Origin of the sequence: Nonlabens sp., assembly GCF_965657255.1 — a bacterium.
Taxonomy (GTDB): domain Bacteria; phylum Bacteroidota; class Bacteroidia; order Flavobacteriales; family Flavobacteriaceae; genus Nonlabens.
In genome coordinates this window covers 225,933-238,987 of record NZ_CBFHNM010000002.1, presented here as the reverse complement: position 1 = coordinate 238,987, position 13,055 = coordinate 225,933, and the positions used below count along the sequence as shown (strand labels likewise).

13 protein-coding genes and 1 other RNA gene are annotated in these 13,055 nt (G+C 35.3%); 8 read left to right on the top strand and 6 right to left on the bottom strand.

All coding sequences use genetic code 11. The annotated features are described in order from the left end of the window. Positions 1–36: 36 nt before the first annotated feature. The 3 genes from ACTF54_RS03590 to ACTF54_RS03580 are packed head-to-tail and all read right to left on the bottom strand — an operon-like array spanning position 37 to position 4,812. Positions 37–600, bottom strand: coding sequence for a TPM domain-containing protein (locus tag ACTF54_RS03590; protein ID WP_438968777.1), 564 nt, complete (start codon positions 598–600; stop codon positions 37–39). Further along, entirely contained in the window at positions 601–3,093 is a 2,493-nt protein-coding gene (locus ACTF54_RS03585) for a TonB-dependent receptor (protein WP_438968776.1), read from the bottom strand. It abuts the gene before it with no gap. 9 nt (positions 3,094–3,102) lie between these two features. Further along, positions 3,103–4,812 carry a M23 family metallopeptidase gene (locus ACTF54_RS03580; protein ID WP_438968775.1) on the bottom strand — a complete coding sequence of 570 codons (1,710 nt, stop codon included), beginning with the start codon at positions 4,810–4,812 and terminating at the stop codon, positions 3,103–3,105. A gap of 118 nt (positions 4,813–4,930) precedes the next feature. Here ACTF54_RS03580 and ACTF54_RS03575 point away from each other — a divergent pair, with 118 nt between their 5' ends. The 4 genes from ACTF54_RS03575 (at position 4,931) to rny (ending at position 7,334) form a co-directional block, all read left to right on the top strand. Continuing rightward, positions 4,931–5,218, top strand: coding sequence for a hypothetical protein (locus ACTF54_RS03575; protein WP_347195781.1), 288 nt, complete (start codon positions 4,931–4,933; stop codon positions 5,216–5,218). Between the two features lie 2 nt (positions 5,219–5,220). After that, on the top strand, positions 5,221–5,511 hold the full coding sequence (locus tag ACTF54_RS03570; protein ID WP_347195782.1) for a cell division protein ZapA: 291 nt from the start codon (positions 5,221–5,223) through the stop codon (positions 5,509–5,511). Positions 5,512–5,563: 52 nt separating this feature from the next. Next, positions 5,564–5,675: non-coding RNA, 6S RNA (ssrS, locus tag ACTF54_RS03565), on the top strand. 45 nt (positions 5,676–5,720) lie between these two features. Next, entirely contained in the window at positions 5,721–7,334 is a 1,614-nt protein-coding gene (gene rny / locus ACTF54_RS03560; protein WP_347195783.1) for a ribonuclease Y, read from the top strand. A 157-nt stretch (positions 7,335–7,491) separates the two neighbouring features. On the opposite strand, the gene ACTF54_RS03555 is transcribed toward rny, so the two are convergent. Both ACTF54_RS03555 and xerD read right to left on the bottom strand, forming a co-directional pair. Beyond that, positions 7,492–8,439, bottom strand: a complete 948-nt coding sequence (locus ACTF54_RS03555; RefSeq protein WP_347195784.1) for an aldo/keto reductase — start codon at positions 8,437–8,439, stop codon at positions 7,492–7,494. 147 nt (positions 8,440–8,586) lie between these two features. After that, entirely contained in the window at positions 8,587–9,483 is an 897-nt protein-coding gene (gene xerD, locus ACTF54_RS03550; protein WP_347195785.1) for a site-specific tyrosine recombinase XerD, read from the bottom strand. Between the two features lie 325 nt (positions 9,484–9,808). Between xerD and ACTF54_RS03545 the strand changes: the two genes are divergently transcribed. Next, positions 9,809–10,309 carry a hypothetical protein gene (locus ACTF54_RS03545; RefSeq protein ID WP_347195786.1) on the top strand — a complete coding sequence of 167 codons (501 nt, stop codon included), beginning with the start codon at positions 9,809–9,811 and terminating at the stop codon, positions 10,307–10,309. A gap of 94 nt (positions 10,310–10,403) precedes the next feature. Then, positions 10,404–10,820 (top strand): type II 3-dehydroquinate dehydratase, encoded by a 417-nt coding sequence (gene aroQ, locus ACTF54_RS03540; RefSeq protein WP_347195787.1) that lies wholly within the window; start codon positions 10,404–10,406, stop codon positions 10,818–10,820. A gap of 249 nt (positions 10,821–11,069) precedes the next feature. Here aroQ and ACTF54_RS03535 read toward each other — a convergent pair whose 3' ends face one another. Beyond that, complete coding sequence (locus ACTF54_RS03535; RefSeq protein ID WP_347195788.1) at positions 11,070–11,426, bottom strand: TM2 domain-containing protein; 357 nt, start codon at positions 11,424–11,426, stop codon at positions 11,070–11,072. A 46-nt stretch (positions 11,427–11,472) separates the two neighbouring features. Here ACTF54_RS03535 and ACTF54_RS03530 point away from each other — a divergent pair, with 46 nt between their 5' ends. Together ACTF54_RS03530 and ACTF54_RS03525 are read left to right on the top strand one after the other, a co-directional pair. Continuing rightward, positions 11,473–12,366 carry a hypothetical protein gene (locus tag ACTF54_RS03530; protein ID WP_347195789.1) on the top strand — a complete coding sequence of 298 codons (894 nt, stop codon included), beginning with the start codon at positions 11,473–11,475 and terminating at the stop codon, positions 12,364–12,366. A 71-nt stretch (positions 12,367–12,437) separates the two neighbouring features. Continuing rightward, entirely contained in the window at positions 12,438–13,043 is a 606-nt protein-coding gene (locus tag ACTF54_RS03525) for an outer membrane protein (RefSeq protein ID WP_438968774.1), read from the top strand. The last annotated feature ends 12 nt before the right edge of the window (positions 13,044–13,055 follow it).

The window sequence follows — 13,055 nt, the reverse complement described above, 5'->3', positions numbered from 1 at the left end:
TAGAGCAGCGCTTAATTTTATTGAAATATTGTTAATCTAATTTTTGATCAATTCTGATAAACCAGATTGGACACCTTCAAAATACCGCTCGTTTTTAAACTGAGGTATTATGGTTTGATCAATAATTTCTTTACAAATTTTGTCTGTCAGTTTTTTCTCTGTTCCATATCCGGTGGAAATGCGTACTTCTCTTAATGACGAACTTATTAGTATTAATAGTCCGTTGTCTTTATCAGCTTTTCCAATTCCCCATTCATTCGCTAAATCCATACTGTAAGAAGCCATGTCAAGGTAAGTCTCAATTGAATTTACGGTAACGATAGCAAGCTCTCTTTCACTCTCCTTTTCATAGTTTTTTAGAGTTTTTTCAAGCTCAAGACGTTGCTCTAGACTAAAAATTTGCTCGAAATCAGAAACGAAACCTAAAGGTGACGGAAAGCGATTTGTAATTTCTGTTGTGTTTGCTGTTGTGACAATTTCTTTTGAATGATTACTATTTGATTTACAAGAAATCACAAAGCAAGATGATAGTAATAGATATAATAGAAAATGTCTCATCTGATTCTGCATGTTGTAGTTTAATTTTACATTAAAAATCATCTACAACTTAGCAATCAACCTCAAATTAAATACACGCGGCGTTAACCTCACTGGCACTGCAAATTGTGCGCTAGAAGCGACATCTCTTACCCATAGGTTAGATATTTGATTTTGACGATCAAAAATATTGAAGATTTGTGCTCCTATGGAAAGCTCTTCAAAATCTGCCAACCAGCTACCTTCCTTTGCTTTTTTCTTATCATCTACTAATACAAATTGCACACCTAGGTCAGATCTAAAATAATCATTTAATCTAAACTGAAAATCATAAGGATCTGCAAAACTAGGTGATCCACCAGGAAGTCCAGAGCTGTAAACCATGTTGATGTAAGCCTTCAAATTAGGTATGTTAGGGACGTAATCTTGAAACAGAAAAGCTACTTTCAATCGTTGGTCTGTAGGTCTGGCAATAAAGCCACGACCATCTAGGTTTTCCTCTGTTTTGAGATATCCTAAAGATATCCAGCTCTCTGTTCCTTTCACAAACTCTCCAGCAAGACGCGCCTCAAATCCATATGCATAAGCGGTTGCATTGTTATTTGCTCGATAACGTATTCTTACATTTTCAAGCGTGTAAGTATTCACATCAGTAAGATCCTTGTAATAAGCTTCAGTGGTTAATTTGAAGGGTCTTTTTCTCCCATCATTTGTATTCCAGTTAAAACTCCAATCGTTACCCAAGACAAAATGAACAGATTTTTGTGCTTTTACATTAGGGATTACCATTCCCTGTTGATCTCTCAATTCTCGATAAACCGGTGGTTGATAATACAAGCCTGTGGAAAATCTAAAAAGCATGTTGGTGTTGTTCCAGTCAGGTTTCATGGCTACCTGTCCACGTGGTGAAAAGACCGTTTGCGTTGTGCTCTCAATTCCAGCACCGCTTACATTCCAGGTATGTGAACGGACACCTGCGTTCCAATACACTTCATGATCGCCTAGGTAACCGCGACTACTGTATTGAGCAAAAGCTTGCAATCTTGTGACTTGTACATCATTGTCTGCACTTACAGATTCAAATGACTCAAGCGGAGCGGTATAAGAAAAATAAGGTTGATCATTTGCAGGAACAGATGGCGGTCTTACATTAAAACCAGCGCTGTCTATAACGGTGTATTCTCTCAAGCGATCTCTTATGTCTTCAGAATTGAATTTCACACCCCAATCCAGCTGGTCGTTTTCTTTTTTATCACTATTAACTTCTAAAGTTCCCTTATGTTCCAGGCTTACAATTAATGCGTCCAGATCATTACGTCCATGATCAAGTTCACTTCCTATAGCACGTGTAAAATCTACTTCACCTAGGTCATCACCACCTATATTTGTGTTGGGTCTACCTATTCTATAGCGGCCTAAAATATCAAAATGCTCTTGTTCTTTGGTGTGGTAAATACTTGAAAAGAACCTTAAGTTCAAATGCTCATTCACGTCATAGCTTGCTTTTACAGCCCCAAAATAAGTTTCATATTGATCATCTTCTCCACCGTCGTAATCAATAACTAGGGCTTGCGCGTCATTTACGGTTCCAAAGTTAGTCTGTGACCTTAGGGGTTCAAATTCATAGCTGTTGATAGCTATATTTCCTAAAAAGCTTAATTCAAATTTTGAGCTGACTTGATAGGTTAAATAGGTCTGGGCATCTATAAAAACTGGTCTCGTAATAGCCTCTGTTTCTCTAGAATTTACAAATAGACTATTGTTTCTATATCGCACGCCTAAAATTCCTGTTGCCGCTTTCGCGAAAGCGGTACCTTCTACAAATGCGTTAACACCTAAAAAGCTTGCGTCTACTCCTGCGCCAAATTCTGTAGGACGACGGTAATCGATATCTAAAACAGAACTTAATTTATCTCCATATTTAGATTGAAAACCACCAGCGCTAAAATCCACACTACGAGTTAAATCAGAATTCACAATACTCAAACCTTCTTGTTGTCCACTGCGTATAAGAAAAGGCCGGTAAACCTCTATCTCATTAATATAGACTAGATTTTCGTCAAAATTACCACCACGTACAGCATATTGAGTGCTCAACTCATTATTTGAAGAAACGCCGGGAAGTGATTTTAGTAGATTCTCCACACCAGGTTGTACACCTGGAATAGCTCTTACTACTGTTGGGTCTATATTAGTTACTCCTGCAAACTCTTTAGTTCTAGTGTTATCTATAGTAACCGTTCCCATTTGCTCAATATCTGTCTTTAGAACAGGATTAAACTCAAATGGTGCTTTTCCATCCAGTTCAAAATCTTGAGTAGCAGATTTAAATGAAATAGAACTAAAAACTATAGTGATTTTCTGATTTGCTGGTACAATTAACCTGTAAAAACCAGTTTCATCACTTGCGGTTCCTGTTGTTGTACCTACGATTTTTACGCTCACATTTGCGATAGGTTCATTATTTTCATCAAGAATAATTCCTTGAATGGTTGCTTTTTGAGCATAAATTAAACTTGTTGCAAAAAGTGCGAATACTAGTAAAAAATTCTTCAAATTGTCGGTTTAGCTTTTACGAAAAAATGTAGCTTCAAATGTAGTGCTATTTCCCACATTATCGGTCACGATCACTTTCAGCTCATTTTCTGTATCTGTAACGATTCCATCGTCAAAATCGTGTGTGAGTATCCCAGTTTTATAATCGTATTCTAGTAAAATGAATTTCCCATTCACGGTTGCGCGGTAGCCATCTATACCAGTGTCTTTATCGGCCACTTTTAATTTTATAGTTTTATTTTTAGTAATCCACTGTTTGTTCTTAAAATTAAGCGGCTTAATAGTAGGAGGTAAGTCATCTTTGCTAATAGCATAAGTTCCCAAAGTTCGAGTTGCGGCACTTAAAATGTTTCCCTTTCTTCTAGTATTGACATGATAAACGGCGCCCCAGGAAGTTACTCGTCCTATGTAATATTGTTTTAGGTTGTCATCTTTCTTTGCGCTAGCATCATAACTGATGATCATATTTTTATGTAGAGGTATGATATCCTTATGTACCTTTAAGGTGTCTGCACTTTGCTCGATATCGAGAAACGCACTTTGATATAATGCGCCTTTAGGAATCATTAATGAGTATGGACCGCTTTGCTTATTATAAGTCATGTTGTGATCCACAAATGTTAAATGATTGTCTTTTGGAAACGGAATTGAATCTGGTGCTTCTTCATTTGTAATACTCAAATTAATTTCTACATCATTTTGCTTATAGTCTTCGATAACAATGCGATAGGCGTGTGTTGTCCCAGCTTCATATAATTGTAAAACACCTTTATTTATATGATCTTCATAAAGGCTTAAAGGGCTGTCATTCGGAATATATAATCTAGAAATACGACTTTTGGTATTTTTAAAGTGTTCATAATCTATCATTTGATTGATATGTCTGGACTCATCAAATGCATATCGATCAAAGGTCATTTCAAAGTTTTTAGTTCCGTTAAAGAAAGTTTCCATATGAAAAGTTCCATTTTGGTTAGGACCACCGTTTTGTTGATCGCTAGTATTCACACCTATTCCTATATCTCCATAGGCGCTAAACGGTGCTACTTTAAACTTTCCACCCTTTAGAGGAATCAACCTTAAAAGTTTTGCTTCATTCTTTCCATCAATGGTGGACGTCTCATTTAAAGGATATGCTTTTATTTGTTTAACCAGTGGTCTTTTAGTGTCTGGTATTTCAATCCCCATCATCATTGGGTTGATAGGTCTTGCAGCGCTGTCTCTTATTTCAAAATGTAAATGCGGTCCACCGCTACCACCAGAATTACCGCTGTAAGCAACCACTTCACTTTGATCAACTCTCAAATCTAGATCACTAGGAAACAGTTGTATGGCATAACTTTCTTTTTCATATTGTTTTTTCTTCAAATAACTTTCTATGCGAGGTGAGAATTTTTTCAAATGCGCATAAACAGTCGTATAACCGTTAGGATGTGTAATGTAAAGAGCTTTTCCATATCCGTAGCGCTCAATTTTTATACGGCTTACATAACCAGAAGCCGCCGCATGGACTGTAGCGCCTGTACGCTGATTGGTTTTGATATCTAGACCGCTATGAAAATGATTAGATCTTAATTCGCCAAAAGTGCCGCTTAATTTAAGATCTATATCCAGAGGATTTACAAAATAATCTTGAGGAAGGTTTTTAATAGTTTGGCTTACGCCAAAGCGAGACATCAATAAAAATAGTGCTAGAAAACAGAAGAAGTGTCTAATCATGAGATAAATATAAAGTGAGAAGTTTGATTAATAAAAGCTTTTCAAACTTTGTTCCATAAATATTTGATTTGTCTGCAGGTAATCTTAAATTTGTAAGTATAGCATTTAATTAGTGAGTATGCCTACATTATCTTCTCAGATTTCTGAAATTGAACTAAAGATCAAGACTTTAATATCTGAGAATAATAGATTAAAGGCTCAGATGGGTGATAAGGATCAACGCATTTATGAACTTGAAAAAGCAAATAACGCGCTTATTAATTCGTTTAAGGAGAGTGAAGATAGAAATGTGGCGCTTAAAACCGCTAATGCGATGTTAGGTAGTGATGAATATAAAACAAAAACAAAGCTCAAAATAAATTCACTGATTAGGGAAATCGATCAGTGTATTGCACAATTGGCTTAAAAGTGGTGGATAAACTAAAAATTAAAATATCAGTAGCTGATAGAGTTTATCCTCTAACTATCGATCCTTCTCGTGAAGAAGGTTTGCGTAAAGCAGCAAAAAGTATAGAAGCCATGATTAAGCAGCTGGAACAAAGTTATGCGGTAAGAGATAAACAAGATCTTCTCGCGATGTGTGCTTTGCAATTTGCAGCAAAGTCTGAGCAAATAGTTATAGATGATAGTGTAGATGTGGAACAAGCAAAAGAACAATTAAAAGTTCTTAACCTGTTACTGGATAAACAGCTATCATAACGTTCTTTTAATACAAACAATTACTACCTGCACTTGTTTCATTTTTTGGTGAACTCAACACGTATTTCTTTAAAAAAGGTGAGTCGTGGTTGTAAAAGCAAGCCGGACTTAAGAACCGGATCCTTGATCAGCCAGTTAACCTTAAACTTATATTTAAGGAGTTCATACAAAACCCAAACTTGTGCAGGTTTTTTTATACCCAAAAATCAATGACCGATATAATAATTTACGCCATCGTGGCGCTGATAGTAGGCCTTGCAATAGGCTTCTTCATAGCAAAATCAATAGTAGAAAAAGGCAAAGCATCTGCTCTTATTGCTGCTGCAAAAAAAGAGGCAGACGCTATCAATAAAGAGCTAGAAGCAAAACGTAAAGAAGCTGACTCTATAATAAAGGACGCTGAAATAAAAGGAGAAAAAATCTCAAGTGAAAAACTCTTCAGAGGAAAAGAGAAATTCATGGAATTGAAATCTAAACATGAGAAGGAAATCATGTCTAGAGAACAAAAAATGAAAGATGCAGAGAAACGAACCAAGGAAAAAGAATCCACCGTTTCTAATGAACTTGCAAAGAATAAAAAATTAACTCAATCTCTAGAGAGCAAACTTAAAGATGTAGAAGGTAAACGAGAATCTGTTTACAAGCGCATGGAAGAAGTAGAGAAGCTACATGAATCTCAAGTTAAACAACTAGAGGTTATAAGTGGCATGTCTGGAGAAGATGCAAAAAAGCAACTGGTAGAGACGTTAAAGGATAAAGCAAAAACAGAGGCAATGGGAATCATACAGACGACCATTGAAGAAGCAAAGCTTACAGCGACTCAAGAGGCTAGAAAGGTCATTATAAATACGATACAACGTATAGGAACTGAAGAAGCAGTGGAAAACTGTGTGTCTGTTTTTAACCTAGAAAGTGATGATGTTAAAGGTCGTATTATAGGACGTGAAGGACGTAATATTAGAGCGATAGAAGCAGCAACTGGTGTAGAAATTATTGTTGATGATACTCCAGATGCTATTATTCTATCTTGTTTTGATAGTGTTCGTAGAGAAGTAGCACGTTTATCATTACATAAATTAGTTACTGATGGTCGTATCCATCCAGCACGTATTGAAGAAGTAGTTGCAAAAACGAGAAAACAAATCGATCAAGAAATTGCTGAGGTTGGAAAACGTACAGTAATTGATTTAGGGATTCACGGATTGCATCCAGAATTAATCAAGATGGTAGGTCGCATGAAATACCGTTCTTCTTATGGTCAGAATTTATTACAACACAGTAGAGAAGTAGCAAAACTATGTGGTACCATGGCTGCAGAACTTGGTCTCAATTCAAAATTAGCTAAAAGAGCAGGACTTCTTCATGATATAGGAAAAGTTCCTGAAGAAGATGATGAAACGCCTCACGCAATCCTAGGTATGAAGCTTGCTGAAAAGCACGGTGAAAAACCAGAGGTTTGCAACGCAATAGGAGCTCATCATGATGAAATAGAAATGACCTCATTACTTTCCCCTATTATACAGGTGTGTGATGCCATAAGTGGTGCACGTCCAGGAGCAAGGAGACAAGTACTAGATTCTTATATTCAAAGATTAAAAGACCTGGAAGATATAGCATTCGGATTCAAAGGAGTGGAGAAAGCCTATGCGATTCAAGCGGGACGTGAATTAAGAGTAATGGTAGAAAGCGAGCAAATCAATGACGACCGTGCTGCACAACTATCATTTGAAATTTCTCAAAAAATTCAGACGGATATGACTTATCCAGGTCAAGTTAAAGTAACGGTAATACGAGAAACTAGAGCGGTAAATATTGCTAAGTAATTAATTATTAAAAATTGATGCGAAAACTCGATAGCTAAATAGTTATCGAGTTTTTTTATTCTCTTTACAACACAAAATTTGTAAATCAAAAAACCTCCAGTTCAAACAAAGTGAATTGGAGTTTTTTTTAAATTATTTATACCCATTAGCTAGTATATTACTCATCATAAATGTTATCATAACCTTTTTCTGGTACCTCAAAAAATTTACCAGTTACGTAACGATAATGTTGATCCATAGCTGCTAGCTGCTTTAAATCTTCTTCATCAAAATTTACAGCAGCGGCCGCAAGATTTTCCTTGATACGTCCTTCATTTGTAGACTTAGGAATTACAGCTGTTCCACGATGTGCACTCCAGTTGATTAATACTTGTCCTGGGCTTGCATCATGCTTTGATGCTATAGATTTTATAGTCTCATTTTCCAGCATATTAGGCTCATTCTCTTGTTTCATTCCTTCACTGCGGTCACCGCTTCCTAGTGGAGAATAGCCGGTCAAATGAATACCTTTGTTAGAGCAATATTCAAAAAGTTCATTTTGTTGCAATAATGGATGTAATTCTACTTGATTCATTTCTGGAACTTCGTCCGTTTTAGAAAGCAAATCGTCTAATTTTTTAGTAGAAAAGTTAGATACACCTATGTGTTTTGTTTTTCCTGCTTTTTTAAGATCTACCATTGCCTTCCAGGTATCTTCAATAGGTGCTTCTTTAGGCGATAAATAGTCTTCTGGCTTTTCTGGGTGTTGAACATCTGGTTGAAACGCTACTGGCCAGTGTACTAAATATAGATCAAGGTAATCTAATTGTAAGTCATTTAGAGTTTTATCTAATGCAGGGGCAACATCATTTTTTAAATGCGCATTATTCCAAAGTTTTGAAGTAATCCATACATCTTCACGTTTTATTTTACCTTTTGAAAATACTTCATTAAATGCTTCTCCTATTTCTTTTTCATTCCCATAAACAGAAGCGCAATCAATATGTTTGTATCCTGACTCTAGCGCTGTAATTATGGCTTCCTTAACCTCTCCAGGTTTTGATTTCCAGGTTCCTAGGCCTATAGCGTCCATTTGATCACCGTTTCTAAATTTTAGAGTTTTCATAAATTCGTTTTTGTTTTTTATAAAGTTAGCTTTCGCGAAAGCGCATACCAAAAAACCACTTCTACTTTACCAAAACTTTAATAACTGGCAATGAGTAAGAAGCATCAATTACGAATAAAGAAGTAGATTGAAAATAAATATGCTACTTTAAGCTCTAGGATGGTGCTTATTGATAACCTTAGAAAGGTGTGCGCGATCTACATGCATATAAATTTCTGTAGTGGTGATGCTCTCGTGACCTAACATCATTTGTATAGATCTTAAGTCTGCACCATTTTCTAAAAGATGGGTGGCAAAACTGTGTCTAAATGTATGTGGACTTATGGTTTTTTGAATCCCAGCTTTGATAGCCTGTTCTTTTATAATGTGAAAAATCATTGCCCTAGTTAGTCCAGCGCCACGTCTGTTTAAAAATAAGGTGTCTGTATGATTAGGCTGAACTGGCACATGAATACGTACTTCATTTTTATACAATTCAATAATTTTGATAGTGTAGTCACCTATGGGAACAAAGCGTTGTTTATCGCCTTTACCAGTTACTTTAAGAAAGCCTTCATTGAAGAATAAATCGCTTATTTTGAGAGTGATCAACTCGCTTACTCTCAAGCCACAGGCATACAAAGTTTCTAACATAGCACGATTGCGCTCTCCTTCTGGAGTAGATCGATCTATGCTATTTATAAGCGAGTCGATTTCTTTGGTACTTAAAGTATCTGGAAGTTTACGGCCTATTTTAGGAGCTTCAATAAGTGTCATGGGTTGATCTTCTCTATAGCGTTCTAAAATAAGATACTCAAAGAAGGCTTTTAAACTACTTATAGCTCTAGCCTGTGATCTAGGTTGTACGGTTTTTGCCAGTTCATAAACGTACCTGCGCAAGGTATCTTGTGAAATAGATACCGGTGCATCTTTCATCTCATTTTGCTCTAGCCATAAAACCAGTTTATTTAAATCTCTCCTATAGGCTTTTATAGTGTTGAGAGATAAACCTCGTTCTAGTTGTAAGTAGATACTGAAGTCTTTAAGAGTTGGTTTCCAGTTCATGTTTCAAAGGTAGTAGCTTTTTGCCTTGTTAGAAAGTTAATGAAAGGCTTATCATACGCATTTCAATTACGTTATTATCGTTCATAATACAAATATCTTCATCGCTTATTAAGAGGTTGATTATAATGAATGATTATAAAATACGAATATATACTGGAAGATATTTTTTGATAAAAATAGAGGTCTTTATGCTAAATGTAGCCTGGCTTATTTTTATACCCATTAATGGGTATTTTTTATGGTATATATTCATTTTCACATTTTATTAACGTTTAGTATCGGTTAACTTAATAGCTTTGAGTAACTAACAACTAAATTAAATATCATGAAAAAATTATTACTAGCAGCTGCTTTTGCAGTAGCAACGATTGGGATTAGTAGTGCACAAGATGGTAATTTCGGAGTAGGTCTGAGAGCAGCTGTGCCAATTAGTGATGCAGGAGATTTATCTTCATTTGGTGTTGGACTAGAGGCTATGTATTTACATCCAGTTTCAGATGAATTTATGGTCGGTGGTTCAATAGGTTACACCACTTATTTTACTGATGACATCGAGTTTTTAGGTCAATCGGTAGAAGTTGATGATGTTGCTTTTTTACCTATCGCTCTTAAGGCTATATACAGTTTTGGCGATTCAGGATTCGGTGTTGGAGCTGACGTGGGTTATGCTGTAGGAGTAAATGAAGATAATGACGGTGGTATAATGTACGAACCTAAGGTTGTATTTAATACGGAAATGTTATTATTTTCTGTCGGTTATCAAGGTATTTCTAATGATGGTGATTCTTGGGATTCAATTCAAATAGGTGCAGCTTATAAGTTTTAATTCATTTCCATATTTTTTCAAAAGCCGATTCAATTGAATCGGCTTTTTTTATTTTTCGCTTTCGCAAAAGCGGAATTACCAATATCTTCACATCATGAAAATACTTATACTTAATGGTCCTAATTTGAACTTGCTAGGAAAACGTGAACCAGAAATTTATGGTTCACAAACTTTTGAAGAATATTTTACAGAACTACAATTTAAGTTCACAGATATAGAGTTGGGTTACTTTCAGTCTAATATAGAAGGTGAGATCATCAACAAACTTCATGCCGTCCAAGAAGAAGGTTTTGATGCTATCGTTTTAAATGCTGGGGCATACACACATACCTCAATAGGTATAGGTGATGCAGTTGCTGGTATTGCCACACCAGTGGTTGAAGTGCATATTTCTAATGTGATGGATCGTGAAGATTTTAGACACGTATCCTATATCTCAAAACACGCAGCTGGAGTTATAAGTGGATTTGGATTAAAAGGCTATGATCTTGCTGTGGAAAGTTTTAAATAATTCAGATAATCTAATTTCCTTATTAAACCTTTATTATTGTCATCGCTTACTTCTTGTGTAAACGATAGATTTTCAATAAAATAAGTAGTACATCTATCATTTATATTATTATATCGCTAATGATAGGTAGATGTGTTAATTTTTGCAACATTTCCAAATATTAGGTGGATTCTCTAAATAAGAATACAGTAGAAACAAAAAATGCCTGCCAGATCAAATCTAGCAGGCATTTTATTTAAACACTATAAATTATAATCCAGGATAACTACCTGTGATAATTTCTATACCATCTATTATATATCCTACGATAAAGAATCCAGCTGTTAAGATAAACAATACATTCCAATACCATGGACTCTTTAAAAACCAGCGGTGACCTGCAAATCCTCCTAAGAAAAACCATAATAATATCGCAACTGTTTGATCTTCTGACCAGGCAACCGCAGCAGGAGAAGTTAAAGAAGCTGTCGATTCTTCCATAGTAGTACCATCTTCTAATGTTACTACTTGAGTAGTTACTTGCCTTTCTACTGGAAATGAGGCAAAAGCAAAACTACTTACCATCATAAAAACGCTCATAAGAGCAAGAGTTAATTTTGTTTTCATATGAACTTATTTAGTTAGTTATATTTACCCAAATATATATCAAAATATGAAATGTAGACTCTTGTTGTTGTTCCTATTGTTTTCTGCAAGCCATCTTTATGGACAGACGTATGAATATTTGGGCTTACTAAAGTTACCTGATAGTTCTTTGATTCCATTTAGACTTGATTTTAAGGAAATGGAAGGTAAGGTTTCTGGATATTCTTACACAGATCTTAACGGTGAGCATGAAACTAAATCAAAAGTGGTAGGTCAATACGATAGTAAAGAAGATCTTCTAGAGTTTAGAGAAGTAGAACTGGTGTATACAAAGTCTGATATGATGGAAACTACTTTTTGTAACGTTTACTTCACCGGGAAAATGAGAAGATTGAATGGAAAATCTAAAATAGAGGGAACATTTAAAGGATTTTACGATGATTTTACCAGTTGTGTCAACGGCGAACTAGTTATGACAGCTGCAAAGAAAATTCAAAAACGCACGGATAAGTTTCAAAGACGAGTCAACCGTATGGATCGTATTGCAGATAGTATAAAGGAAAAAATAAACATGGATAAAATGTTTAACCGGTACTCAAAAAACGATCTTAAAGGTGGTGAACAACTTAATATATTGTGGGAAGATAAATATTTAAAACTTGTGATATGGGACGATGGTGAAGTAGATGGAGACCAGATAGATCTGGTGATCAATGGTAATAAGATTTTGAGTGCTTACAGTCCGGTAAGTAAAAAGAAAGAAATGATTCTTACTTTGAAAGATTCTGTTAACACCGTTTCACTTAAAGCAATCAACCTAGGGACTAAACCTCCCAACACTGCAAAAATTCAACTGGTGGACAAAAACGGCGAGGTCATTGATCTAGCATCTAATCTAAAGCTAAACGAAGAAGTCACTTTTGTGTTTTATAAAGAAAAACCCAAAGTTAAGAAATCATAACAAGCGTTAATAGAGGTAGTTAATAAAGTTGATTGAGGTTTATTTGTTTTAACTAACCGATAAATCAAATTATGAAAACTAAATTTACTTTTTGTATTCTGTGCCTTATTTTAATTTCGCAAATTTCAAAGGCTCAAGAAAACACACCTAATTCTATCAATCATCTTTTTGAATTTGAGCAACCAGTAAATCGATGGAGTACAGGTTTGACTTTTCAAGCTCTCACCGGTTTTAGAGAGATTAAATCTGGAGGAAGAAATTATGATTCTTTTAATGAAGGATGTATCGGTCTAGGTGTAGGATTCTATGCAGATTATAAAATTAACAAAGTTTGGAAATTAAGAGCTGAGGCTGGAATCAATGCCTATTTAGGATTTGATCCCTATTTAAACATACAATCAGAATTTCAATTTACTAACCGTTGGAGCTTCTACACTGGAGCAGGAACTTATTTTAATACTGGCGCAGATCATCTGGTTCAAAGAGATGAAAATGGAACAGCTATTTTAAATCCATATGTACAATTGGGCTTACGTTATAAAATGAGTAAAAATTGGACAGTAGATTTGAGGTATCAGCAAGATTTATATGCTAGAAAACGAGCTACTAACTTTAATAACTTTAACAAAGATGGTCCACTAGCCACTTTTAGTTTGGGGTTTAATTATAGGTTTTAAGGTATTATATCC

Coding starts and splice junctions, on each gene's coding strand:
- ACTF54_RS03590 (WP_438968777.1), bottom strand. CDS start 600: ATGATTTTTAATGTAAAATTAAACTACAACATGCAGAATCAGATGAGA.
- ACTF54_RS03580 (WP_438968775.1), bottom strand. CDS start 4,812: ATGATTAGACACTTCTTCTGTTTTCTAGCACTATTTTTATTGATGTCT.
- ACTF54_RS03575 (WP_347195781.1), top strand. CDS start 4,931: ATGCCTACATTATCTTCTCAGATTTCTGAAATTGAACTAAAGATCAAG.
- rny (WP_347195783.1), top strand. CDS start 5,721: ATGACCGATATAATAATTTACGCCATCGTGGCGCTGATAGTAGGCCTT.
- ACTF54_RS03555 (WP_347195784.1), bottom strand. CDS start 8,439: ATGAAAACTCTAAAATTTAGAAACGGTGATCAAATGGACGCTATAGGC.
- xerD (WP_347195785.1), bottom strand. CDS start 9,483: ATGAACTGGAAACCAACTCTTAAAGACTTCAGTATCTACTTACAACTA.
- ACTF54_RS03545 (WP_347195786.1), top strand. CDS start 9,809: ATGAAAAAATTATTACTAGCAGCTGCTTTTGCAGTAGCAACGATTGGG.
- aroQ (WP_347195787.1), top strand. CDS start 10,404: ATGAAAATACTTATACTTAATGGTCCTAATTTGAACTTGCTAGGAAAA.
- ACTF54_RS03535 (WP_347195788.1), bottom strand. CDS start 11,426: ATGAAAACAAAATTAACTCTTGCTCTTATGAGCGTTTTTATGATGGTA.
- ACTF54_RS03530 (WP_347195789.1), top strand. CDS start 11,473: ATGAAATGTAGACTCTTGTTGTTGTTCCTATTGTTTTCTGCAAGCCAT.
- ACTF54_RS03525 (WP_438968774.1), top strand. CDS start 12,438: ATGAAAACTAAATTTACTTTTTGTATTCTGTGCCTTATTTTAATTTCG.